The 23,413-nt window shown below is 63.6% G+C and carries 20 protein-coding genes; 13 read left to right on the top strand and 7 right to left on the bottom strand.

The genetic code is table 11. The features are described 5' to 3' along the window. From K7957_RS00195 to K7957_RS00185, 3 genes are all read right to left on the bottom strand, one after another. On the bottom strand, nucleotides 1-186 hold the full coding sequence (locus K7957_RS00195; protein ID WP_223010017.1) for a hypothetical protein: 186 nt from the start codon (nucleotides 184-186) through the stop codon (nucleotides 1-3). Nucleotides 187-202: 16 nt separating this feature from the next. Beyond that, complete coding sequence (locus tag K7957_RS00190; RefSeq protein ID WP_223010016.1) at nucleotides 203-1,039, bottom strand: PDDEXK family nuclease; 837 nt, start codon at nucleotides 1,037-1,039, stop codon at nucleotides 203-205. Nucleotides 1,040-1,237: 198 nt separating this feature from the next. Beyond that, nucleotides 1,238-1,804, bottom strand: coding sequence for a hypothetical protein (locus K7957_RS00185; protein ID WP_223010015.1), 567 nt, complete (start codon nucleotides 1,802-1,804; stop codon nucleotides 1,238-1,240). 77 nt (nucleotides 1,805-1,881) lie between these two features. Here K7957_RS00185 and K7957_RS00180 point away from each other — a divergent pair, with 77 nt between their 5' ends. From K7957_RS00180 to K7957_RS00155, 6 genes are all read left to right on the top strand, one after another. Continuing rightward, the gene (locus K7957_RS00180) at nucleotides 1,882-2,589 is read left to right on the top strand and encodes a hypothetical protein (protein WP_223010014.1); all 708 of its coding nucleotides are present in this window, start codon (nucleotides 1,882-1,884) and stop codon (nucleotides 2,587-2,589) included. 133 nt (nucleotides 2,590-2,722) lie between these two features. Continuing rightward, nucleotides 2,723-3,253 carry a hypothetical protein gene (locus K7957_RS00175; protein WP_223010013.1) on the top strand — a complete coding sequence of 177 codons (531 nt, stop codon included), beginning with the start codon at nucleotides 2,723-2,725 and terminating at the stop codon, nucleotides 3,251-3,253. Next, entirely contained in the window at nucleotides 3,253-3,495 is a 243-nt protein-coding gene (locus K7957_RS00170; RefSeq protein WP_223010012.1) for a hypothetical protein, read from the top strand. Before K7957_RS00175 ends, K7957_RS00170 begins: the two co-directional genes overlap by 1 nt. Next, complete coding sequence (locus K7957_RS00165; RefSeq protein WP_223010011.1) at nucleotides 3,488-4,066, top strand: hypothetical protein; 579 nt, start codon at nucleotides 3,488-3,490, stop codon at nucleotides 4,064-4,066. Before K7957_RS00170 ends, K7957_RS00165 begins: the two co-directional genes overlap by 8 nt. Further along, nucleotides 4,063-4,920 (top strand): hypothetical protein, encoded by an 858-nt coding sequence (locus tag K7957_RS00160; protein WP_223010010.1) that lies wholly within the window; start codon nucleotides 4,063-4,065, stop codon nucleotides 4,918-4,920. Before K7957_RS00165 ends, K7957_RS00160 begins: the two co-directional genes overlap by 4 nt. Nucleotides 4,921-4,933: 13 nt before the next feature. Then, nucleotides 4,934-6,076 carry a hypothetical protein gene (locus K7957_RS00155; RefSeq protein WP_223010009.1) on the top strand — a complete coding sequence of 381 codons (1,143 nt, stop codon included), beginning with the start codon at nucleotides 4,934-4,936 and terminating at the stop codon, nucleotides 6,074-6,076. A 377-nt stretch (nucleotides 6,077-6,453) separates the two neighbouring features. Here K7957_RS00155 and K7957_RS00150 read toward each other — a convergent pair whose 3' ends face one another. Continuing rightward, nucleotides 6,454-8,655, bottom strand: coding sequence for a KAP family P-loop NTPase fold protein (locus K7957_RS00150; RefSeq protein ID WP_223010008.1), 2,202 nt, complete (start codon nucleotides 8,653-8,655; stop codon nucleotides 6,454-6,456). A gap of 133 nt (nucleotides 8,656-8,788) precedes the next feature. Between K7957_RS00150 and K7957_RS00145 the strand changes: the two genes are divergently transcribed. Next, nucleotides 8,789-9,412 carry a hypothetical protein gene (locus K7957_RS00145; RefSeq protein ID WP_223010007.1) on the top strand — a complete coding sequence of 208 codons (624 nt, stop codon included), beginning with the start codon at nucleotides 8,789-8,791 and terminating at the stop codon, nucleotides 9,410-9,412. Nucleotides 9,413-9,428: 16 nt separating this feature from the next. On the opposite strand, the gene K7957_RS00140 is transcribed toward K7957_RS00145, so the two are convergent. After that, nucleotides 9,429-10,472, bottom strand: a complete 1,044-nt coding sequence (locus K7957_RS00140) for a hypothetical protein (protein ID WP_223010006.1) — start codon at nucleotides 10,470-10,472, stop codon at nucleotides 9,429-9,431. Nucleotides 10,473-10,723: 251 nt separating this feature from the next. Here K7957_RS00140 and K7957_RS00135 point away from each other — a divergent pair, with 251 nt between their 5' ends. Continuing rightward, complete coding sequence (locus K7957_RS00135) at nucleotides 10,724-11,389, top strand: RipA family octameric membrane protein (protein ID WP_223010005.1); 666 nt, start codon at nucleotides 10,724-10,726, stop codon at nucleotides 11,387-11,389. Nucleotides 11,390-11,470: 81 nt separating this feature from the next. Here the strand turns inward: K7957_RS00135 and K7957_RS00130 are convergent, their stop codons facing one another. Beyond that, nucleotides 11,471-11,704 (bottom strand): hypothetical protein, encoded by a 234-nt coding sequence (locus K7957_RS00130; RefSeq protein WP_223010004.1) that lies wholly within the window; start codon nucleotides 11,702-11,704, stop codon nucleotides 11,471-11,473. Nucleotides 11,705-11,765: 61 nt separating this feature from the next. On the opposite strand from K7957_RS00130, the gene K7957_RS00125 reads away from it, so the two are divergent. Further along, complete coding sequence (locus tag K7957_RS00125) at nucleotides 11,766-12,941, top strand: phospholipase D family protein (protein ID WP_223010003.1); 1,176 nt, start codon at nucleotides 11,766-11,768, stop codon at nucleotides 12,939-12,941. Nucleotides 12,942-13,492: 551 nt separating this feature from the next. On the opposite strand, the gene K7957_RS00120 is transcribed toward K7957_RS00125, so the two are convergent. Then, complete coding sequence (locus tag K7957_RS00120; protein ID WP_223010002.1) at nucleotides 13,493-13,837, bottom strand: hypothetical protein; 345 nt, start codon at nucleotides 13,835-13,837, stop codon at nucleotides 13,493-13,495. Here K7957_RS00120 and K7957_RS00115 point away from each other — a divergent pair. Genes K7957_RS00115 through K7957_RS00100 form a run of 4 tightly spaced genes read left to right on the top strand, consistent with a single transcriptional unit; the run spans nucleotide 13,812 to nucleotide 23,387 of the window. Continuing rightward, nucleotides 13,812-16,883 carry an ATP-binding protein gene (locus K7957_RS00115; protein WP_223010001.1) on the top strand — a complete coding sequence of 1,024 codons (3,072 nt, stop codon included), beginning with the start codon at nucleotides 13,812-13,814 and terminating at the stop codon, nucleotides 16,881-16,883. The two genes, K7957_RS00120 and K7957_RS00115, sit on opposite strands and share 26 nt — an antisense overlap. A gap of 34 nt (nucleotides 16,884-16,917) precedes the next feature. Continuing rightward, the gene (locus K7957_RS00110) at nucleotides 16,918-17,367 is read left to right on the top strand and encodes a DUF7680 family protein (protein WP_223010000.1); all 450 of its coding nucleotides are present in this window, start codon (nucleotides 16,918-16,920) and stop codon (nucleotides 17,365-17,367) included. 13 nt (nucleotides 17,368-17,380) lie between these two features. Then, complete coding sequence (locus K7957_RS00105; RefSeq protein WP_223009999.1) at nucleotides 17,381-20,284, top strand: DUF1156 domain-containing protein; 2,904 nt, start codon at nucleotides 17,381-17,383, stop codon at nucleotides 20,282-20,284. A gap of 1 nt (nucleotide 20,285) precedes the next feature. Continuing rightward, nucleotides 20,286-23,387 carry a DEAD/DEAH box helicase gene (locus tag K7957_RS00100; RefSeq protein WP_223009998.1) on the top strand — a complete coding sequence of 1,034 codons (3,102 nt, stop codon included), beginning with the start codon at nucleotides 20,286-20,288 and terminating at the stop codon, nucleotides 23,385-23,387. The last annotated feature ends 26 nt before the right edge of the window (nucleotides 23,388-23,413 follow it).

Raw genomic sequence — 23,413 nt, 5'->3', positions numbered from 1 at the left:
CTATTTCCTTCCTGCCTTCCATTGATCGTACGCCGACCCTGTCGGCGCCTGCGTCGCCGTGATGATCCTGATGTTGCCGGTCGGCCCGACCTCGAAGCCGTCAACCTTGATTCCCGAGGCGCGCGCGACCTCAATCATGCGCTCGATCACCGCCTTGCGCGGATAGCGCTGCCGTTCGTTCGACACTTTCCGTCCCCCGCCATCATGCCGGGGATCCGGAGCCACGCTCGCGCGCGAATGCCGCGCGCCATGCATTACCGATGGCGATAGCGTCCTCGACGCCAACGTCGGCGCTCATTGATCTGCCTAGCGGACGATCGGTACGGATGAGGCCACCCGACAGGTCGGCGGATATCTTTCCCCTCGAGATGAGACGACCATATTCACGCATGGCGACGCCCGGTTGCACTCCTGCCCGGAGCGAGGCCTCGATCAGAACGTCGGCCAGCGTCTCGTCGTGGTTCGCGTCGCCCATTGCGCGCAATAGCGCGTCCCGAACGTGGTACATGCGACGACCGGGCACGAGCGGCACCACGCTGCACTCGGTCAGGAAGAGCTGCGTCGCTGCCAGCGTCCAGTCCGCCCATTCCTCCGTCAGCAGAGTCCAAGGCAGGCCGCAGGACCGATAGGCCTGACGCACCGCCTCGCGATCGGTAGCCTCGGCAGTCACCCCGCGCAGGATCGTGACGGCCTGGTACATATCTCGCCCGGCCACGTCCGCGTGCACCAATAGCGTCGGCGCGAGACCCGCCCCATCGACGCGCCGCCACGTGTCAGTAAGCTCATCCGCATTCCCCGAGCCAGCATGCGCCGGCTTGTAGATCGACCGCACACCGACGCAGCTCTCCATGCGGAGACACAGCGCGAGTTCCAGAACCGAGGTGCAGGACAGCACCGTACGGCTGCCCAGGCCACGGATCTCATAGCGCCCGTCCGCCCGACGTACGTGGTCGGGGGTGTAGGCAAGGCAGCGCGGCAGAACGCCGTCCGAAGCGATTGAGGCAAGCGGGGTGGACGTGACGAGGGTATCGACGGTCATGTGACTTCTCCGGGCATGAGGGTGCCGTTCGCGCATCGACGTTGCGCGAGGGCCGCCGTTCGGCAGCAGTCCCTTAACGAACATAGTAGGAACAGTTTCCGGATAGGACTACATTTTGTAGAAGTCCTATCCTGCAACTAGCTTGTCAGCCGCTCGTGGCGCCTGCGCGAAGGAAGCCAACAGCGATGAGAACGAAGGTCATCCCGCTTCAACCGAAGCTCCAGGGGCCTCGTCCCAAAACGGCGCACGCCCCGCCTCGGTCCATGCGCGACGGAAGGTCTCCGCCGTGGCGCGCCCCTTCTCCGTGATGATCCAGCGGCGTCCCGCCCCGTCGTGCTCGACCTCCATCATCTTCCGGTCCGGATCGGACATCTTCTTCAGGAGCGGCGAGATCGAAGTCTTAGTGACGGCCTTGTCCGCCATGTTCACGGCAAGGCCCCAGTTGACGATGTGGCTCACCGGGGCGCCTTCAGGAAAACGTTCGAGCGCAAGAAGGCAGATGATCCGGTGGGTGACGCGCGGTGCCCTTCCCCCACCGCCCCGAAGTGCGCTGTTGGCTGATGGCGACAGCGGCGCGCCGACCGTGAACCGATTGTCCCTCGCGTAGCTCAGAATGGTGTCGATCCCGCGCTCTTCCTCGTCGAGACCACTGAGCTTCTCGAGAAGCGGGGTCCGCTCGTCCTCGATAGCTGCCTTGCGGCGCAGAAGGGCCGCGACGTCGATCGTGACGTGGGACGGGGCGGAACCAGACTCGCGTTTGCTCATAGCACGATGATGTAAGCCAAGAGACTATGTAGTCAACCGCCTATTTCCTTCTTTTCAGACAGAATGGAGAACTTCACATGACGAAGGGTGACGACGACAGGCTTATCGAGGCCTTGATCGAGGAGATCAGCGCGCTCGGCCGTGCCATCGCAGACGCAGTGGGCCAGTCGGAGAGCCTCATCGACCGCAGGCTCGCCGCGATCAGGCGGCTGCACGAGGCCGCCGATCGGCACGTCCTACTCGCTGATTTGCCCACGACCATCAGCGCGTTGGCTACTTCCCGAACGCCGCCGCTGCTTGTGGACATGGTGCTGCTCGCCGTGCTCGAGACGGGCGACAACGGAGCCTCCGTCGCACACATCCACAGCACCCTGCGTCATCGCTACGCCAGGAGCATGGACGCCGATGCGGTGGAGTATGCCATCCGCCGTCTTACAGCGGACGGTCGCATCCTCGATCGCGGAACGAAGTTCTTCGCTCCCATGGCGGATCTCACCCGTCTGACCGGAAGCCGCGACACGCCAACCATCAAGGCGATGATCGTGGAGGCGCTAGAGAATGGGGGCGCCAGCGGACTGCCCCCGCCCGCCATCAGGGACTCGATCGCCAAAAGACACCGCCGCGAGATTCCCATGACCAGCCTCTACCCGGTCATTCGGCAGCTGGAACATGCGGGCCGGGTCGCGAAGGCGGGCCGGAGCTGGAAGCTGGTCGACCGATCAGGCGCCACCGCTCAGGATCGGCCATGCCATACGACCGTCTACAAGCCGGAAAACTCATCCTGAAAAGAAGTCCTATCCTGAAAGTCCTTCTAATAAGGAAACCTTTCGTTCCTTCTACGTTCTGCATGCCGGACGCAAAGTCCTCTCATCCGTAAATCACTGGGCGATCCCGTCGCCCCCAGACGGAGCATGCATCATGCGTAATCTCGAACTCGAGGCAGAGCTAGCGGCCCACTCCGAACACCGCGCCCCGCCGCTCACGTGGTGGCGAACCCTTCCCGCCAATATCTTCATCGCCGAACGCGGCATCGTCGAGGCGGCCATCGCCTCGGTGGTCACCGCCAGCAGACTCGCACCGCCCGACCTGATCGGCGACATGCTCTCCGCCCAGGCCGAGGAGAAGACGGGCGTCTACAACCGGCTTGCCGCCCACTTCGTGTGCCTGGACGGTATGAACATGGGGGTTCTCTGGGAAGTGGCCGGCAGCTGCAGCGCGCTCGCCGCCGCGGACTATGATCCCGTCGGTCTTCTGCGCACTCTCAAGGGACTGTCCGAACCATACATCACCGCGCGACCGGAGGTCCGCCTCTCCGTGGCGGCGACGTGGCTGGGCGAGATGGGCGGCATCCTCAATCCCACGGTCATGTCGAGGGTCGATTGGGAGCACTCGCTCGGAGGCGAGCGTCGCGCGGATGGCGACACCTCGGTCTGGGAGGAGGCGGAATGATGCACGTTCACGACCTTCGCGCCATCAACGTCTTCGGCATCGGCGCCGCAGTCGTCGGCTTCGCCGGCCTCTGCATCACGACGCAGGCGCTACGCGAGACGTATGCCGTCCCGTCCTCCGCGACGAGGCGATGCGTCCTCGCATCGATGCTGTTCGTCATGAGTGTCGACCTCATCATCACCGCCTTGGGATGCTTGGTGACCCTGCTCGATATGCAGATCGCAGGAGGCGCCCGTGGCTAGGCGTACCAGCAGGGCCATCTCGAAGGGCTCGACCGCACGGACGGATCTGGTGCTGCGGGGACGGCCGGTCGACGTCGCCTACCGCGTACCAGACGTCCAGCCCTCAGCGGCGGGGCCGTGGCGCGCCGAGGCGGACAAGATCGCGTGGACCGATCCGGACAGCGCCTATCCCTGCATCATCAGGCGAGAGCGGAACGGCGGCCATCTCGCCTACTACGTCGGGCTGCCGCGAGCGCATCCGCTGTACGGATGGAATGCCAAGGCCATCCCGGCCAGCCTGATCGACGTGCCCGGCGGCCTCGACCACTCGGCGCCGTGCGACCAGAACGGCCCGGAGGACAGGTCGATCTGCCACGTTCCCGCGAATGCGGCACACGACGACGATCTATGGTGGCTCGGAACCCGCTGCAACCGCATCACCGACCTCGTCCCTGACGACAAGGAGCATGCAGCCAGGGCCCAGCAGTTGGGTATCGCCCAACGGTATCGCGACGTCAGCGAGCTGTTTACCCGCTGCACCGAACTCGCTTCGGACCTGAAGAAGCTCGATCACGAGGAGGATCGGCGATGATCGGGGTGGATATCAAGCATGACGGCGCCCTCGCCTGGGGATGGTGGATGCGCATCGCCGGAAGGCCGAACGTCGGAGCGGTCATCGTCGACGAGAACGGGCGCGAGTGGCGTAACATGCGCGATGCGCTCTGGGCCGGCCGGCTGGGCATGAGCCTGGACAACCCCGTCATCGTAAACGAGGGGCTCGAACTCCTGCTCGCGATGCTTGCATCGAGGTCGCGCGGCATCGTGCCGCCCGTGGAGAACTCCATTGCGATCTTCAACGGAGACGCGAGGTTCTATCGGGTCTGGACATACTGGCTCGTGTCGACCGGACTTGTCGAGCTGACAGGCAGTCTGCGCGCGCCGTTCGACGCCACCGTCAGTGCCGAGGGTGCCTCGGTCATCAGGATGCTAGTGGCCACGAGATCGCCTGAACTCGCCGCCGTTCCGATCGGCAAGGAGGCGCTGAAGCTCTTTGGCCAGCAGGGATCTGCAACCGAGTGCGATCGCGATCGCTTCGATGCCGCCGAGGCAGCGCTAAGGCGCTTCCCCTTCGCGATGGTACGCGAGGACCGCTTCGAACAGCACCTGATCGCCATGCTGCACCGAGACGTCGAGGACCCGATCCCCATGGCGCGTACCATCTGGAGCCTGGCCTGCCCGGATGCTGCCAGCCGGGATCGGCTTCACCGGTGGATGCACGATCGGGTTGACCGCTGGTCGCGCTGGGGAGAGATCGTCGCCAGCGAGGGTCCGCACTCCTTCACCCAGCACTTGCTGGCGCTGATCGTCGTGGGTGAAACCATACCGAAGCCAGGGCCCGGTCAGCAGCAGGCGGGATCGCAGCTCGCGCTTCCGCATCGCTCTTGACGGCGTCCGCAAGATGACCCGCCGCACTATCGACGACCGCCCCGACGCTTCCCCCGCGGCGGTGACCCCCGGCCCGGGTCGCTCGGGCGCTTCCCGCTTCAGAGGCGATCGCGTCGATTTGCCCGTCATCCTCGTCACCGCCCTAGAAGCGACCAGCACCGACGTCGGCGTTTTCCTCAACCGCCTCGTGCGCGGTTCGATCTGGCAGGACCAGGCGATCCGATCGGATGACGGAGCAACCGCAATTCAGGCGTACCTGGCGCGGGAGGGTCTACGCTGCGTCGTCGATCTTGGTGGAGGCTGCTGGTATCACCACCCGGCGGACGTGCTCCACGTCTTCGGTGAGGAACTGCCCGTGGCAGTCGTGGCAATGCGCGACGTCCCGCTGACCTCGATCCTGCGCCACCCGCTTCTCGACGGCATGGAACTCGTCGTGCGACGCATCGCCCTTCTCAATCCCAGGTACCCCCAGCTCGGTATTGCGATCGAGGTGCATATGCCCACACGTCCAGTCCAGCTCCCTTCGCGCACGCTCGCGCCGGACTATATGCCCCCCATGATCCAGCACGCCACGCCAGCCAGCCCGCAGCCCGCCCTCGGCTTCCATAGCGCTTACGACGGCGGCGACTGGACGACCTCCTGGTCGGACCTCGTCAGCTACCTGATCCAGCAGGCCGAGAGCCGCTATGGGCCGCGCGACTCCCGCTGGTTCTTCACGGGAGTCGAGTTCGCGGACGTGCCGGTGCCCTGCACCCTCTACACCGGCAATCGCCCCTTCCACATCGGTATTCAGCTGACCGCCACCGTCTCCATGACTCCGAGGATCGCTCACTTCCAGCTCGCTCACGAAGTCGTGCACCTCCTTGGGCCGTCCGAAAGTCACGATCGTGCCAATGTGCTCGAGGAAGGCATGGCAGCGGCGTTCCAGCAGGAGATGTCGACCCGTTCGGGCCTCGGCATCGACGTGACGGTGCCGTCCTACGTGTCGGCCATGGAAGCGCTAGCTGAACTGCTCACGATCGATCCGGACGCAGTACGCCGCCTTAGATCCATCCATCCCGACCTCCGTCTTCTGGACGTTGCAAATTTGATCCGCATCGTGCCCGGCGCCGACGACACGCTGGCCGATCGGCTCTGCTCCCCGTTCCAGGCCTGACCGCGAACACGTCTGATCATGCGGGTAGCTTGTTGGCCGCGAACACCGTGCAGACCGCCATGGCGATCATCATCACGTTCTCGGCCAGCGACAGAAAGCCGCGCGGCACGTTGCTGGAGCCCCCCACCCGCGAACTACCGAAATGCTGTTCGGCGGCGTCACCCGGTCGCTTCTGGACGAGACGCCGCTGCCGATGCTCACCTCGCGCTGACACGCGACTGGCGCCTGCGGATCGCCCGTCAATTTCCGAGCCCGTCGACGCGGCGGAAGCGCGGCCTGGCGTCTAGGCTCGCCCCGCTGTCGTCGAGCATCCTGCCCCAAGGCTCCGCGTCACTCTAGTCTATCAAGCGCCACGCGGCTGATACCAGCATCACTCGTCAGAAGTGGCCAGCATCGTTGATGCTTTGCCGGATCGCGGTCGCAAGAGATTGGATGTCAGGGTCGCCCGAGCCCAGCAGCGCATCGATGCGCGCCACTACCTCGTCGTAGTCGAGGAAGGCTTCGACGTTCTCGCGTTTCAGGACGGAGTAGGTCCCTTCCGTCGTTCCGACCTCGGATCGAAGGACGTCCAAGATCCGCAGAAATCCTTCGTCGGGAGCAGCGGCGGCAACCACGGCGGCCTTCGCCGCGGCTCCGTCGCCACCCTGGCTCCAGGCGAACAGGATGGACCGCGGTGAGATCTGGCGGAGAATAGCGTCCATGCCGAGCGCCCGATACCGGGCGTTCATGGCAGAGGAGAGCCGCTCGAAGTCCTCCGCTGAAAAGAACCACTCGTCTTCCGACTTCGCGCGCTGACCGGAGCCGCCGCGCGCCGCCGTTTCCCGGCGATATAGATCCGTCAGCCAGTCGAGCGCCTGCCCCTGTGCAAACATCCGGTCGACCAGCCCCGACCTGCGCTCGGGCGAGGCGGCGCGCAAAAGCGACGGGATCATCTTCTGCGCACGATCCCACAGGGAGGTGATCCAGCTGCGGCTGAAGCTACGCTTCCTCCACGCGTTATCCATCGCGTCGGCGAAGCCGAGCAGGATGTTCTCGGCTCGAGACGGCGAGATCGGGGCGCTGCCACCGCTTACCCTCTCGAGGAGAAGGTCGGCTTGGCCGATCGCGCGCGACGTCACCCTGCCATGAAGATCGAGCAGGACAGAGGCGACAGCGGCTGGTCCGTCATCAGCGGCTTCCCAGAAGGCCGTGAAATCAGCCTGTTTCAATGCATGGGACGGATCGGCGAGAGCGAAGTAGAGACGATAGTGGTCGGGGCTCGAAAGTCGGCGCTCGGCGATAGCGCGCCCATGCTCGAGGTCCGACGTGCTCCCGAACAGGCTGAACGGTGGCTCGTCCTTGCCGAACAAGGCCTCCATGCCGGCAAGGTGCTCGGCAAACGCGTGTCTGTAGTAGACGTTGGCGAACCAGTCCGACGGCACCGCCTCGATGAGTGCCTCGCGCTGGGCTGTACGCTCCTCGTCATCCACCCGCGCCACTCCGAGCGACTTCTCGGCGGCGATGGCGCAGTAGTTCTCGATCCAGCGGTAGAGCCGCGGGCTGCCGTTGCGGATGAGCTGCAGCCAGACGAGATCGGCGAAGTCGGCACCCTGCTCGCGAAGAGGCGGCCAGAGTAGCCGTATCGCGTCCAGTGCGCGGTTGACCGCCCGCGGCGTCGTCAGCCTCCGACCGCCCTCAAGATCCACGACGGTGCGAAGCCTGTCCGTCCCCTCGTCGCTCATGCTGCCTACGATCGCGCGCAGCTCGTCCGCGAACCAGAACCTCAGCTGAAAGGCCTCGGGCTGAGGAACCGAGATTGTGAGCTGGACGATCTTCTCCAGAAATGCGTGACCATCGGCAACGTTCGCCGCGCCTTCGATGCTCCGCGCGAGGACATCGCTGTCGTAGCACAGCAGGTATATGACGTGGGGAAGGTCGGCCACCGAACGAACGAGCCGCAGGACCTCCACCGCTTCGAGGGGCTCGAGGCGGTCCAGATCGTCGATGGTGACGATGATGCGCCGGTCGAGATCCTTGAGCGCGTGCACGAGCGCGGCCTTGGAGGCGGCGAGCGACTTTGGCTCCGTCTTTCCGGCTAACTTGTCGAGTGCCTTCAAGCCCTTGCCGACGAGGTTCAGGGGCGAGAAGCTGGTCGCCGTCCCGGCCAGCTCGAAGGCCTCGCCCGCACGACCGGCCGCCCGCGCGAAGTTGCGAACGGCATCAACGGCACGCCTGCTCTTGGCCAACGTATCTCTCGTCGCGTCGCCCTGGTTGAGCGCGATCGCGTCGAGCGCCGCCGACAGTTCGGCGAACAGCACGGCCAGCAGCGCGTCGCGATCTCCGACGAGCCATGGGCTGAAGTGAACGATGCTCGTTGGCTCGTCGCCGCCGTAGTTCCTGACCCGCTCAAGCACGAGTGTCATCAGGCTCGACTTGCCGGAGCCCCACTTCCCCTCCAGCCCGAGAACGATGCTGCTTTCCAGCTCCTGCTCGACAAGGGTCGCCGCAATGCGCGCCGCGACGTCGTTGAACCCGAGACGATCCTCGTCCTCGCCGCCGAGAATGCGGTCACCTCTAAGCGGGATGCTGTGCTCGTTCATGACGTCGACTAGCCCGAATAGTGGTATAGCGAAAAGTATGTTTTATGTCGGCTTGCTACACTTGCGGTCACGCATCGATGGTGCGACCGCCCCGGAGAGGTGGCGAGGTCAGGAACGACGTCGCTGAGTTGCAATGACCGCGACCATGAATGGGTGGAGATGGATGCAGACATCACAGGTGGTAGTGAGCCTCGGGGCCAGCGTTCTCACGCTACTTGGTGGTGGCGGCGTCGTTCTAGTTGCGATCTGCGGTTTCCTGTCCAAATTCGTTGCCGACCGTACGATCGAAGGTCACAGGGCTGCGCTCAACATAGAACTGGAGCGTGTAAAGAACGAGCTGGCGAAGGAGGCCGAGGGACACAAGCTGAAGCTGAAGAAGGCTGAAATCCTGTTCGCCCGTGAACTGGACGCGACTTCGGAGTTCAGCGCGCTCTACCACAGAATCCGCCCCGACTATTCTCGTCCCGACATGGAATGGGATGATGCCTGCACCATCGTAGCTGGCCGCTTCCCGTCCATCGAACAGGATCTTGAGGCCTATCTGACGAAGCACGGTCCGGTGCTTACCGAGACGATCCGCACAGACCTGAAAAAATGCGTGACGTATGCATCGCACAACAAGTTCGGTGCGTACGAAATGCGGGAGGAACAGGCGGATGCTGAGGCAGGCGCGGCTGCTGGAAACCTGCTGAACCTGCTCGAGTCTGTCGAGGTGCAGCTTTTCAAGCTGGTCAGGAATGAAGCCCGCGTTGAGTGAGCCGCCCTTGTCTCCGTCAAGCCAAACCTGCAAACACCTGCGGGTCGAAGTCCCTTCCGCTGAACCGATCAGTGTCGGCGTTCGCCCTCCAAAAGCTGACGACGTCATCGTGCTCCACGAATTCCACCTTGCAGATCGATGTCGTGTTCTCCTCGTCGTAGGGGGCGACGATGCCTGTCCTGGTACGAGCGTCTCCTACGATCACGTAGTCGAAGCGCTGGAGATACGTGAATGGAGGAGTCGCTGTTTCCGAAAGGAAGTCCAGGGCGCAACCCGGCTGCAGGCCGATCCTGAACACCGCAGGAAGAACCGCTTCGTAGAACACGCCCATGACGTCTCGCTGATCATGACGGATCAGATGGGCGGAGGCGATCATGTGATCAGGTACCCAGAGGGCGAGCGTGGCCGAGCGGTCCGTCGTTGCGCTACGGGTGACCTTGATGATGACCACATCATCCGCTGAGGCCGCATCGTCCAGCCGAAGCCCAAACAGTTCATCGGTCGCCATTGCAACAGCGGCGAGATCGTCGTCGCTTGTGATGGCCGGCAGATTCGTAAGGTAGGCGTAGCCGACGTTCTCTAGCCGCTTGTTGCCCTGCAGGTTCCAGGGCGACCCTCTGACATGACCGCTCGACACGATCAGCGGCAGGGTTTCCGGTCTCGTGTGGTGGAAGAGCCGAAGTTCGAAGGATCCGTCGGCAGCGCGGCGAGCGTCGCCGCTGTGTCTCGTGGGGAAGTCCGCCAGCCCGACGACGGAGCATGCGAACAGCTGCGATCCGTCCGGCAGCCGCCCGGCGAGATCCCCGTCGGTGAAGCTCACATGCAAGGTGTCGCCACTCGGCGTATCCAGCCAGACCTGGGCCAACGCGTCGGCATCGTGGAACGCCAGACGCGGAGGACCGAACATTGACGGCTCGAAGAACAACCAACGCCCGTCCTCGTCGACGTACACCCGATCCAGAAGAAGAAGACTGAAGTCCTGGCCGTGCGCGAGCTTCACCTTGACGATGCCATCCCGGCGGACCTGGCCTGGTGGGACGATGGGACGGAAGTCGATCATCGTGCCTTGTATCCTCCGCCTGATGCCGGAGCTAGAATTTCTTGATCCAGAAGCTCCGTCACCGGTAGGGGCGGCCGTATGCGCGAGGCGATCGAAGGCGGGCGAATGGACGAGGCCTGGGCGCCGCGAGCGCAAGTCCAGAAAGGCGATGTCTGAGGTCCACGAAGGAACATCGGACCCGTGTCGCCTCTCTCGCGCAGATTGTAAGCGACTCATGCTCGTCGGGGCGGCGAGACCATAGGATTGGAACCATGGATCGACTACGCTCCGGCATGGTCCTTCCCGATCCCAACGTCGCCCAGCGCTACTTCGAGCAGCTGGATCTACCCGGCCAGGAGGCGTCGTCGCAGCATCGTGCCGCTCTTGCGCGGGCCCACGAGCTGCGCAAGTTCGAGATCGAGAACTATTGGAAGCGTTCGGCGTATTTCTGGGGCTTCCAGCTGGTCTCCTTCGCCGCACTCGCACTCAGTGCTAAGGAGGGGCGGTTCTATCCGCCGATCGTCCTTCTCGTGGCCGTGCTCGGGGCGCTCGCCGCGCTGACCGGCGTGCTCACCGCAAGGGGATCGAAGTTCTGGCAAGCCAACTGGGAAGCGCATGTCGACTTTCTCGAAACCGCCGTCGAAGGCCGACTGCACACCACCGCCCTGGTGGAGGACGAGCTCAGCTACTCGGTAAGTCGAGTCAACGAACGCTTCCTCGAGGTCCTGCTCGCAGGATGGATGCTCGTCTTCGTAGCCGCCGCCGCCGTTCTCGTCTTTCCGGGCCTGAAGGAACTGAAGCCGTGCGCCGCGGCTGCAGCCCAGATCATGATCCCCCTTGCCGCCTTCATCGCGGGATCCTGGTGGATCGTCGTGGGCCAGAAGTCCGGACTGCGGGGACGCGCCTTCATGCGCGACACCATGAATCCCTGTCAGTGACATCGAGCGTCGCGTCAGCGGCGATCATTCCGTGGATTCATCGACGCTTCGAGCAACTGATCACCGCACGTTCGGTCGGCATCACAATCCGCTGTTGAGGCGGCCCAGCCAGGAGCGGCTGCGGCTGCACTCGTCCAGCGTCCGCGTCTCCATCCTCTCGAGCGGGAGCAACGAAATACGACTTGCATCGGTTCGTGCAGCTGCAGGCGGGTGAATCAGTGCGATGTTCACCAGTCCGGATAAGAAGGTAATCGCGCGCATCCTTCCATCTTCCAGCGAATAGCCGATCGTGACCCGGTGCTGTCGCACGATCATTTGTTAATGGCCGCTTGATTGCAGGCGCCAGCTTCTGCACGCTTCTACGAGGGGGAACGAGATGAAGCTGATCATCGATCGTACAAAGCTGGCGCGCGAGCTGACAAGATGCATCGATAGGCACGATCGCCTGTCCTTCGCCGTCGCGTGGGCGACGCCAACGAAAGTCTACAACTCGCTTCTGGCCCGGCGGGACGCGATCGAGAGCGGCGTAATCGGCACGCACTTCTACCAGACCGATCCCCAGGTGCTCGACGACTTCGTCGACGAGGGGAAGGTACGCTTCGTCCTGCAGCCGTCCGGCGTGTTCCATCCCAAGATCTTCCTCTTCCGGACCGGTCGTCGCTTCGACGCGTTCGTGGGATCGGCGAACCTGACGCACGGTGCGATGGCGCGGAACAGCGAGGCGGTCATGCACGTCAGCCAGGACGACGACGGTGCCGTCACCGTGCGGGATGAACTTGCCGAGGCCATCCGGACGTACCGCGGCATGGGACGCAAGGTGCGCCAGGAGGACATCGACGTCTATCGTGCGGCGCACGAGCGCATGCGCAGCAGCCGCGAGAGGCTGGACGGCACCTACGGCTCGGCCCGCTCCACCTCGCCGCTCGAATCCGAGGTCATGCGGATGAGCTGGAAGCAGTATGTCGCCAGGGTCCGCGACGCCGGAGACGACCACCTGCGCAATCGAATCGCTCTCCTCAGGGACATCCGCACACAGTTCGCACGAGCGACCAGCTTCGCGGAGATGGACGTCGACGTGCGTGCGATGATCGCAGGACTGCCGAATGGGCGGACGGACAACCAGGGCTACTTCGGCAGCATGCGGGGCGACGGCTACTTCCACAATGCCGTGAAGTCGTCGCCGGGGGGCATCTCGGCGGCGCTCGACTGCATTCCGCTCGAGGGTCCCGTCACGCGCCAGCACTACGATAGCTTCGTCGGGGTGTTTGCCCCGGCGGTCGCTGGCGAACGGCAGCGTCCAGGGGTCGCAAGCCGTCTGCTGGCCATGAAGCGTCCGGATCTGTTCGTCTGCATCAGCAAGCGTAACCGGACCGCGCTGGCCAGGGACTTCTCGATCGCCGCAAGTCGGATCGACTTCGACCTCTACTGGTCGGCGATCGCCGAGCGCATCCGCGACGCGCGCTGGTGGTCGCAACCCCGCCCGGCGGCGGGACGCGAACTGGACATCTGGCTAGGACGCTCCGCCATGCTGGACGCGATCTTCTACGAATAGAACAAGATCCGCATCGGCCATTGTATGCACACATGTGCAACGTGCCGGTTTGCACAGGTGTGCATAACTCAGACGGTTTATGTACATGTGTGCAAGTGGTGCCGTTTGCACACATGTGCATCCGCGTGCCCGATTATGCACACGTGTGCATAATCGCGGGCGCGACTTGGAAACGAGCGTTTGCACATGTGTGCATAACGGCTGGCACGGATGCACATGTGTGCAAACGTCGCCTGCAGACCACGCTTTGAGCGCCACCTTCAAAATGCAAGATCGTCGGTTTTCCGCCGGTTTCAAGCCGTTGACGTTGTCCCGGCTACAGCGCATGCACGCGGGCTAGCGCGCGCTCGCGCCCGCGCGCGGATTTCTCTAATCTCTAGACTCTATAAGAAGAGAGATGAGAGACTCCGTGCGCGCGAGGCGTCATCGCCGTTGAACCGCGGATCGTTCAGGTTCGGAAGGAAGCACGATCAGCCACCAGCCGGTTGCGCCTGATCGTCCATGGGCATCAGCAACGGCTAGAGCCGTCCACCTGCTTCCCAGTATCCAGGTCACCTTGAAAACCATCGCGGTGAGGTTCGGAAGAAAATCGCGCCGCGACCTTGCTGCGTTCTGCGAGCCTTCCTAGAAGGTGGAAGATGGAAGAAAGCGTTCTGCGAGCGGCCGGCGAGGCCCTGTACGGTGGCCAGTGGCAGTCGCCGCTTTCGCGCGATCTGGGCGTCACCGACCGGACCGTGCGGAACTGGGTGATCGGACAGCACAGCGAACCGTCCGATCTGCCTTCTCGTCTCCTCCCGCTCCTCCGCGCCCGAGCGGATCAGCTCGCCGCCGTCATCGCGCTCGCCGAGCGCCTCCAGAACAGGTAACCACATGGCCTCGACGACGATCTTCGACACCTGCCAGCCGCGGCAGGACATCCTGAACGGCACGATGTCCGAAGCCGAGTTCGCTGCGCGTCTCGGTCCCGTGCTGTCTGGGCAGGGCCCCGCTGACTACGTCGATGCGCGACGGTTCTTCGCGAATACCTATCCAACCGCCGGCCTCAAGGAGCTGCTCGGCCAGGTGCTGGGCCGCCTGTCCGGCCACGGCTCGTCCTCGGCCGTGTTCAGGCTCGACACCAGCTTCGGCGGCGGCAAGACGCACGGCCTGATCGCCCTCATCCACGGCGCACGCGAGGGTTCGAGCGTGCCGAACATGGGCGAGTTCGTGTCGCTGCCCACGCTGCCGACGGGGACGTCGGTCGCGGCCTTCGACGGCGAGGCCGCCGATCCGTCCAATGGCCGGACGATGGGCGACGGCATCCGGGCCTTCACCCCCTGGGGCGAGATCGCCTACCAGATCGGCGGGGTTGCCGGGTACGAGATCGTCCGCAAGTCCGACGAGATGCGACGGGCCCCCGGCGCCGACACACTCGCGGAGGTGTTCGGCGACCGCACCGTCCTGGTCGTGCTGGACGAGCTCGGCGAGTACCTGCGCAAGTGCCCTGACGCCTATGGCCGCGACCAGATCTCGGCCTTCCTCAAGGCGCTGTTCGCCGCCGTCGAGAGTCGGCCCCGCGCAGCCGTCGTCTTCACCCTGGCCGTCCGTTCCGATGGCAAGGCCACCGATGCCTTCGCCCGCGAAAACGAGGAAATCTCGCGGATCGTCGGCGAGCTCGAGAGCGTATCCGGCCGCAAGGCCACGATCCTCAACCCGACCAGCGATGACGAGACTGCTGCGGTGCTGAAGCGCCGCCTGTTCGAGCGGGTCGACGTTCCGCAGGATACGCTGGACGCATACTGCCAGCTCTGGACCCAGCACCGCGACCGGATCGATGCCGGTCACCAGGGCGCCGAGGCGCGTACCGCACTCGGCAACAGCTATCCCTTTCATCCCGACCTGCTCGACACCCTGACCGGCAAGACCGCTACGCTCGCCGACTTCCAGCGGGTGCGCGGCATGCTGCGCATCCTCGCCAAGACCGTCGCCAGCGTCTGGGCCAGGCGTCCCAGGGACGCCGCGATGATCCACACCCACCATGTCGATCTCGGCGAAGAGGGCATCCGTCGCGAGTTCACGACCCGGCTGAACCAGAGCCAGTACGACTCCGCGATTCTCAACGACATCGACGGCAAGGCGGGCCGCGCCGCCCTGGCTGCCAGCATCGATGCGGACCGGTTCGGTGGCCTGCTGCCGTATGCGAGCTATGTTGCCCGGACGGTCTTCGTCCACACGATGGCGTACAACAACGAGCTTCGCGGGCTGACGCCGGCTCACCTGCGCTACTCGGTGCTGTCGCCCGACGCCGACCTCAGCTTCGTTTCGGACGCGGAGGCTGCCTTCATCCAGGGGTCGGCGTACCTCGACGACCGGCCCGGCGTACCGCTGCGCTTCAACGCCGAGGCGAACCTCACCCAGATTATCGCCCGCGAGGAGCGTAACGTCGATTCCGAGGCGCTACGGGTGGAGGCGGACAGCCGCATTAAGGACATCTTCGGCGGCAGCGGCTCGTTCGAGGCGGTACCCTTTCCCGCGGGCGCCTTCGACGTTCCCGACGACATCGGCGACGGCAAGCCGCGCCTCGCGATCATTCACCACCAGGCACTCAGCATCGGCAATGCCGTCGAGGAGGTGCCCGACCTCATCTCGACCATATACCAGCGCAAGGGGCAGGACGGCGCAGGGCTACGGCAGCTGCGAAACAACCTCGTCTTTCTTGTCGCCGATGACCGGCACGTGCCGCACCTGACCGGGACCGTGTCGCGTCACCTCGCGCTGCAGGAGCTGAAGCGCGCGGACCGACTGAACGAGCTTGCCGATCACCAGAAGGCGCAGGTCATCGAGCTGGCGCGGCGGTCGGAGTCAGACATCGCGATCGCCATTCAGCAGTGCTACCGGCACCTCTTCTATTCGAGTCGGACTGCACTCGGGGGTGGCACCATCTCGCTCGACCTTGCGACGATCGACCAGCATTCGGCGTCCGAACGTCCTGGTTCCGGCCAGACGCAGATCGTCCGTCAGCTCTCCGACATCGGCAAGCTGCGCACGCCGGAGGATCAGCCGGACTTGCCGCAGTTCGTGCGCGACCGCACTCCGCTGAAGCGCATCGGACAGATGACCGCCGCCGAGCTGCGCGCCGAGTTCCGCCGGGACCCGTCCCTTCCGATGCATGTCGGTGACGACCCCTTCCGCAAGTTGGTGATCAAGGGCATCACCGACGGCGTCTTCGTCTACCAGCGCGAAGGCCTTACTGCCGGCAAGGGCGACCCTGTCCCGTCGATCGTCATCGACGGCAGTTCGATCATCTCGACTGCGGACTACGCTCGCGACCACGGCATCTTCCCGCGACCAGTGAAGGCACCTGAGCCGGAAGCAAAGACAGGGGGCACCGGCACCAGCACGGGCGAGCAGTCCGGCCAATCGCCGACGGAAGCCGGTCGCGCGGATACCGTCACCGTCCTTTCGGCTGATGGTCAGGCAGCCAGAGGTCAGCCTGCCGCTCCAGGTCCGTCGGGCGAGCCAGCTGCGCAGACGTTCACCGGCGAAGGAGTTCTGAAGGACGCTCTTTCCACTGTTTTTCAGCGTGCGCGCGCGGCGAAGATTGAAAAGGTGTCGACGCTGTCGCTGACCCCGTTCGAGTTCGGGCACTTTTTCATGCTGCTTAACGTGGTGGAAAGCGTGCCCGGCGCCACGAAGAAGGCGAACGCCACAATCGAGTACGAGACTACTGCTGGGTCCGTCATCTCGATGTCCATCGACGGCACGGTCGCTGACGCCAAGCAGACCCGGGAATTCGTCGAGCCGCAGCTTCGCGCAGCCGCTGAGAAGCACGTCGCGACGGGTATCCAGCTCGACTTCGCTGATGGCCTCGTGTTGTCCGGGGATGAACCCGAAAAGATCATTGAACGACTGACGAAGTTCGGCACGTCCGCCGCCTTCGTCGAAGTCACCGCGAAGGCATGAAACTGTGGTATCCAGAACAGCAAGGGTCGAGCGCGTGACGCTCCTCACCATCGAACCGTCTTATGAGGTGCGCGCCAAGCGGGTTGCCGGAAACGAGCTCCAAGTTGAGATCTGGCAGATGCCCTCACCGGCATCACCGCACATCCACGTGCCTGTCCGCATGGCGGGACTGGCAGGCCGGAATCTGGAAATTAACCATGTCCGCGTGCTCAAGAAGCTGAAGGATGCCGGCATTCGCCTCGAGGTCATGCCGATTGATGGACTCAGAGCCCCCATTCGAGAGGACGCGGCGCTTCGGCTTGCCCTGCTGTTCCGCACTCTGGCTCCAATGAGGTCACGCGCTGCGATGGTGCATGTCGCCGAGGGCATTGAGGCGATGGCCCGCGAGGAAGCTGCATACTGGCTGGGCATGGCCGTCCATCGCAAAAACCCGCGTCGCGTACTCACCGCACTACGTATTCTCCTGACCGCGCCAGCGCGCTGAGATCGGACTATCGATGACAACCACACGCTTAATTGAACGTTGGCTACCGATAGCTGATATTGGCGAGGAAAGTGCTCGCGAGCGTCGATCAATGACCGCTCTGCCAGGAATTTACTTCCTTCACGTCTGGTGGGCTCGACGTCCTCTTGTCGCTTCTAGAGCTGCAGTGCTGGCGTCTCTTTTACCGGCCGGTACCGACCCAGCTTCTTTCAAATACGCTCTCGGGATCCATGGGGAACCTGCCAAAACTAAAATGCAGATTGAGGTTGCGAAAAAGTCGAAGAAGAACCTTGGGCCCAATCCATATGGCTATCGGCGTGCGTTCCAATTTCATCCTCACGTGGCGGCGCGGCAGCTTCGCCCCGATATTGGTGATCTCACTGTGCTTGATCCTACCGCTGGGGGGGGAGCTATTCCTCTTGAAGCAATGCGGCTTGGCGCTCAGGCGATTGCCAATGACATCAATCCTGTCGCGAGCCTGATCATCCGCGCAACTGCTGAGTTACCCGCTCGATACGGTAGAAAGCTCGTCGCGGAGTACACCGAACTCTCGCGCGAGTTTTATGATCATTGCAAAACTGCTTTAGAAGGCGTGTACTCTGATGAGGGCGCAGATAGACAAGTAGATGGATATCTTTGGGCGCGCACAGTGTCCTGCCCCTACTGTAGCGGCGTGATTCCAATGTCGCCGGGTTGGTCTATCAATTCAGCGGGAGTAGGCGTTAAACTCACTCCATGGACAGGGAGTGGGTATGGAGATCCCGCTAGAAGGTGCTCGTTTCAGATAGTAGATCGCGAGGAAGACCAATCTCAAGGTACTGTCGCCAAAGGCGATGCGCTATGTCCTTTTCCAGACTGTGCGCGTTCAATCGACGGGGACGAAATCAAACGTCAAGCTCAAGAGCACGGCTTAGGCGATCAGTTGTATGCTGTCGTTTATCGAGAACAGGTTGAAGGGCAGACACCAAAAGGTCGAAAAACGGTTTCTTGGCAAAGGAAATATCGCGCACCGTCTGCATCGGATGAGGATGCGTCCAAAATCGAAGACCATCTTCGCGCAAAGTTGGAGGAGTGGGATGTGTTGGACACGATCCCAAGCGAACCATTTCCCGAAGGCACTAACGACGATAGACCACGCTTGTACGGGATGCCGCTTTGGAGAGATATGTTTTCTCCCCGGCAACTGCTGGCGGTCGGGACATGCGTTGACCGCTTTCGCGCTTTGTTCGATCGGGATAGCAAATCAGGCTCGCTTACCGAATTGAGGAAAGCGGCATACATCTATGTTGCCATCGCAATTGACAGTATTCTTAATTATGGCAATCGGTCCTGTCGATGGGATGCAACATCGGAGCGAGTTAGGTCAATATTCGACCGCCACGATTTTGCATTTTGTTGGTCATACAGCGAAATGGCACTCGCTCATGCCGGAGCTGGGCTTGATTGGGGGCTTAAAAAGACCGGCAAAGCACTTGCTGAACTTGTTGACATGGTGGCCGATGAAAAACGAGGCGATCTTTTGGACGCGACGAAGGATGAGGTGGGCTCAATCCGCGTCACCAATGGATCCGGAGCAATGCTACGCACGGTTGAAGATGCTTCGGTCGACTGCATAGTGATGGATCCGCCCTACGGCGCCAACGTAATGTATGCTGAACTATCTGATTTTTTCTATGTATGGCTTAAACGGACCGCAGGACTGGTCTATCCCGAAGCGTTCACAAGACAGCTAACGGACAAACAGGGGGAAGCGGTAGCAAATCGAGCACATTTCAAGGGACAAAAGGGTGCGGCACGCCTTGCGGATGACGACTACCGCATAAAGATGGAGGGCATCTTCGCCGAATGTCGCCGCGTTTTGAAGGACGACGGCATCATGACCGTCATGTTCACGCACAAGGATACCGGCGCGTGGGATGCGCTCGCCATGTCTCTCATGGAGGCGGGCTTCGTCATCACCGCGTCGTGGCCGGTCAACACCGAAGCCTCGGGGTCGCTGCATATCAAGGACAAGGCGGCTGCGAATTCGACGATTTTCCTCGTCTGCCGCCCACGCGGGGAGCCTCAGGGAGACACGATGTATTGGGAAGACGTCGAACCGGAGGTCGCCCGCGCGGTCAAGGCCCGGGTTGGGGAGTTCCAGAAGGCCGGGATCCAAGGCGTCGACTTGTACCTCGCCAGCTTCGGTCCTGCGTTGGAGGCCTTCTCGCGCCACTGGCCTCTCACCCGCGGCAATGCTGCGCCTGAGCCGAAAAAGAGACGACGCACGCAAGGCGAGATGTTCGAGGAGTTCGATCCTTACGCTGTCCGCCCCGAGGATGCGCTCAACTCGGCGCGTCGCGAGGTTAAGGCCTGGCGCCTCGCCCAGCTCGCGTCCGCGAAGGCGCAGGCCGACATGGACGGACCGACGGCGTTCTACGTACTTGCCTGGGACGCGTTCAAGGCGGTCAGCTTTCCATATGACGAGGCCCTGCGTCTCGCTCGCGCCGTCGGCGTCGATCTCGAGACTCAGGTGATCGGCCGTCTGGCCGAGAAGAAGGCGGCGGAGATCAAGCTGTGGGATTCGGCCACCCGGATCGCGAAGGGCGCCGTCGGTCCCGCCGACGGGTCCCAGGGGATGATCGACGCCCTCCATCATGCGGCGCATGTCATGCGCACGCGGGGTGCTGAGGCGGCGCAGGAGATGTTGGCGCAGGCCGGCGTCGCGCAGGAGGACGAGTTCAAGGTTGCAATGGAGGCACTCCTCGAAGTGCTTCCGCCGTCGAAGACGTTCTCCGGCATCGACGCCGACAAGGCGGTGAAGCCGGCGGCGGACGACTTCGACGCGCTCGAGAAGCTACGTCGTATCGCCTATGAGGGCGAGATCGGCGAGCCGCAGCAGCTCGAGCTGTACCGAGAGCTGATGGCGGCCGAGTGACATGCTACTGCAGGACCGCACCTGGAAGCTGAAGTATAGCCGCGAGGACGGCGACCTCGTGTCGCGCTTCTGGGTGCCGGCGCTGTCGTCGGCGATCCGCTACGACCGTACCACCGGATACTTCCGGGCGGGCAGCCTGGCGCTCGCAGCTCGGGGTATCGAGCATCTCGCGCTCAATCAGGGCAGGATGCGCCTGCTCGTAGGCTGCACGCTCGACGACGGCGAGGTCGAGGCGATCGAACGCGGCATGTCGATGATGGACGTCGTAGCCGGCAAGGCCGACTTCGGCCTTCCTGAGACGGTGTCGTCCAGCGAGCGCGAGGCGCTCGAGCTTCTCGCCTGGCTGGTCGCGCGAGGAATGCTCGACGTCCGCGTCGCGCTGCCTTGCGACCCGGTCACTCGCGAGCCGGTCGTCGGGACAGCGATCTTCCACGAGAAGACCGGTATCATCGAGGACAAGACGGGCGACCGGATCGCGTTCACCGGATCGATCAACGAGACGGTGCAGGGCTGGATGAACAACGGCGAGACGTTCACCGTCTTCAAGTCCTGGACGCCCAACGTGGAATATGTCGACGAGGAGGACAGGTCCTTCGCCACGTACTGGGCCGATCGCGCAGAGCGTATCCGCACCTACGACGTGCCTACCGCAGTCCGGCTCGATCTGCTCCGCTTCCTGCCCCCCGACGATCAGCTGCCCGCGCGGCTGCGAGAGAAGCCGAAGCCTGATCCGGAGCCCATCGTCCTTCCCGCGCCCACGGCACCGCTGGTGCCGATGCACGACTGGGACCAGGAGCGCGCCGATCTCTGGCACCGCGTGCGAACGGCGGCCCGGAACTCGACCGGCGGAATATGGGTCGGCGAGGCCACGTCGCCGGTGGAAGCATGGCCCCACCAGCGTCGCGCCTTCCTGCGCATGTACGGCGATGCGTCGGACCATGCGCCGCGGCTGCTGATCGCCGACGAGGTCGGCCTCGGCAAGACGGTCCAGGCGGGGCTGCTCGTCCGCCAGGCATGGCTGGCAGGCCGGCTGAAGCGTGGCCTGATCCTTGCGCCCAAGAACGTCTGCACTCAGTGGCAGGCGGAGCTGCGCGAGAAGTTCGCGCTCGACTGGCCCATCTACGACGGCAGGAGCTTCCGCCGCTACGATGCCGCGACGCAGTCCATCGTCGACACGCCCGTGACGCGTGACGCATGGTCGGCCGAGCCGTTCGTGATCATGTCGAGCCATCTCGCCAGACGGAGCGATCGACGACCCGAGCTGCTCGATGCGGAGCCGTACGACCTGGTGGTGGTGGACGAGGCGCATCATGCGCGGCAGAAGCGCACCGGCGGGCGCGTGACGCCGAACATGCTGATGCGGCTCCTGCGCGACCTGCGATACCGCGCGCACGGTCTCATCCTGCTTTCGGCGACCCCGCTGCAGACGCATGCGCTCGAGCTCTACGATCTGCTGTCGCTGCTTGGGCTCCCGCCCGAGTGGGATGCCGTCGCGTACGAGCGCTACTTTGCCGCACTCGCCGACCCGCACTTCTCTGTCGAGAAGATGGAAGACTGTGTCCGCCTCTTCCAGGCGACCGAAGCCTTCTATGGTACGCTGGCCCCTGAGCGCGCAGCTCGCATGGGCGGAACGGGAGGCGAGACGCTGTCGGTCGTCCGCACGCGGAGGATCGTCGCGGCACTTCGTGGAGCACCGTCCATTCCGCGCCGTCAGCTGAGTGGCGAGGATCGCGTTGCCGCGGTGCGGATCATGAAGCGGTGGACGCCCGTGGCCGCGCTCATGTCCCGCCACACCCGTTCGCTGCTTCGACGCTACCAGGCAGAAGGCAAGCTGCAGGCGCGGATCGCCGTTCGCGACGTGCAGGACCGCTTCATCCACATGGAGCCGGCCGAGCGCGACATCTACGAGCGCGTCGAGAACTTCATCCGGTCCGCCTACCAGAACGCGGACCAGTCGCAGCGCACCGCAATCGGCTTCGTGCTCACGATCTACCGCAAGCGTCTGTCGTCCAGCTTCGCAGCGCTCGGGCACAGCCTTCAGGGGCGGCTCGAGAGGCAGGTCGACGACGACCAGTTCGATCTCGAGGAGAGCGGCGAGGAGGTCGAGACCGACGAGGTAAGGGAGAAGGAGGACGTTGCGCGCAGGCTGCTGGAGAGCGCCGCAATCCGCGACATTCTCGCCGATCTCGAACGACTGCCGATCGACACGAAGGCCCGCGCGCTGAAGGACGAGCTCACGAAGCTGGCGGCGGCCGGCTATCAGCAGACGATGGTGTTCACCGGCTACACCGACACGATGGACGGACTGCGTGACTGGCTTGCCGATCAGACCCGTCGCGAGGTCATCTGCTTCTCCGGCCGCGGTGGCGAAATACGCATGCCGGACGGCAGTTGGCGGTTAGTGTCTCGTGCAGAGATCAAGAAGCGGTTTCGCGAAGGCAAGGGCGATATCCTGCTCTGCACGGACGCCGCCGCCGAAGGTCTGAACTTCCAGTTCTGCGGATCTCTGATCAACTACGACATGCCGTGGAATCCGATGCGCGTGGAGCAGCGGATCGGTCGCATCGACCGCCTCGGCCAGCGCTTCGACGACATCCGCATCGTGAACCTGCACTATCACGACACGGTCGAGACCGAGGTCTATCTCGCGCTGTCCGGCCGTATCAAGCTGTTTGAGGACATGGTCGGTGGCCTCCAGCCGATCCTGTCGGCGATCAGCCGCGAGATCGGGTCGCTGGCTCTCGCCGGCGCGCATGTCGACGTCGACGCGATGGTCGCGCACACGATAAGTGTCGTGGACACGCCCAACGTCGATATCGACGATGTGGACGATCTCGGCGACATGCCGGAAATGGGGCGGCCCGCCCTGTCGATAGCGGACCTGAAGGCGATCGTAGCTCAGCCACGGCTCATGCCGCAGGGTTACGAGCTCCAGCGGCTGGACGGCGACGACTTCGCGGTCGAGGAGCCGACGTCCAGGCGTCGTCGTCGGGCAACCCTGTCACGCGGGTTCTACGCCAACCATTTCGACCACACCGACTTCTGGACGCCGGGCAGCGCTTCATTTCCGCTCGAAGGATTACCTGAACCCGTCGAGGCGTAGTGGAGCAACTCCAGGGTGATTCGCCA

It is taken from the genome of Sphingomonas yunnanensis (assembly GCF_019898765.1).
Lineage (GTDB): Bacteria > Pseudomonadota > Alphaproteobacteria > Sphingomonadales > Sphingomonadaceae > Sphingomonas > Sphingomonas yunnanensis.
This window is presented reverse-complemented; position numbering and strand designations above follow the sequence as displayed.

Excerpts from the sequence above, each read along its gene's own strand:
- K7957_RS00105 (WP_223009999.1), top strand. The coding sequence starts at position 17,381 with ATGACAACCACACGCTTAATTGAACGTTGGCTACCGATAGCTGATATT.
- K7957_RS00160 (WP_223010010.1), top strand. The coding sequence starts at position 4,063 with ATGATCGGGGTGGATATCAAGCATGACGGCGCCCTCGCCTGGGGATGG.
- K7957_RS00150 (WP_223010008.1), bottom strand. The coding sequence starts at position 8,655 with ATGAACGAGCACAGCATCCCGCTTAGAGGTGACCGCATTCTCGGCGGC.
- K7957_RS00130 (WP_223010004.1), bottom strand. The coding sequence starts at position 11,704 with ATGATCGTGCGACAGCACCGGGTCACGATCGGCTATTCGCTGGAAGAT.
- K7957_RS00125 (WP_223010003.1), top strand. The coding sequence starts at position 11,766 with ATGAAGCTGATCATCGATCGTACAAAGCTGGCGCGCGAGCTGACAAGA.
- K7957_RS00140 (WP_223010006.1), bottom strand. The coding sequence starts at position 10,472 with ATGATCGACTTCCGTCCCATCGTCCCACCAGGCCAGGTCCGCCGGGAT.
- K7957_RS00155 (WP_223010009.1), top strand. The coding sequence starts at position 4,934 with ATGACCCGCCGCACTATCGACGACCGCCCCGACGCTTCCCCCGCGGCG.
- K7957_RS00170 (WP_223010012.1), top strand. The coding sequence starts at position 3,253 with ATGCACGTTCACGACCTTCGCGCCATCAACGTCTTCGGCATCGGCGCC.
- K7957_RS00175 (WP_223010013.1), top strand. The coding sequence starts at position 2,723 with ATGCGTAATCTCGAACTCGAGGCAGAGCTAGCGGCCCACTCCGAACAC.
- K7957_RS00185 (WP_223010015.1), bottom strand. The coding sequence starts at position 1,804 with ATGAGCAAACGCGAGTCTGGTTCCGCCCCGTCCCACGTCACGATCGAC.
- K7957_RS00180 (WP_223010014.1), top strand. The coding sequence starts at position 1,882 with ATGACGAAGGGTGACGACGACAGGCTTATCGAGGCCTTGATCGAGGAG.
- K7957_RS00115 (WP_223010001.1), top strand. The coding sequence starts at position 13,812 with ATGGCCTCGACGACGATCTTCGACACCTGCCAGCCGCGGCAGGACATC.
- K7957_RS00135 (WP_223010005.1), top strand. The coding sequence starts at position 10,724 with ATGGATCGACTACGCTCCGGCATGGTCCTTCCCGATCCCAACGTCGCC.
- K7957_RS00100 (WP_223009998.1), top strand. The coding sequence starts at position 20,286 with ATGCTACTGCAGGACCGCACCTGGAAGCTGAAGTATAGCCGCGAGGAC.
- K7957_RS00190 (WP_223010016.1), bottom strand. The coding sequence starts at position 1,039 with ATGACCGTCGATACCCTCGTCACGTCCACCCCGCTTGCCTCAATCGCT.
- K7957_RS00145 (WP_223010007.1), top strand. The coding sequence starts at position 8,789 with ATGACCGCGACCATGAATGGGTGGAGATGGATGCAGACATCACAGGTG.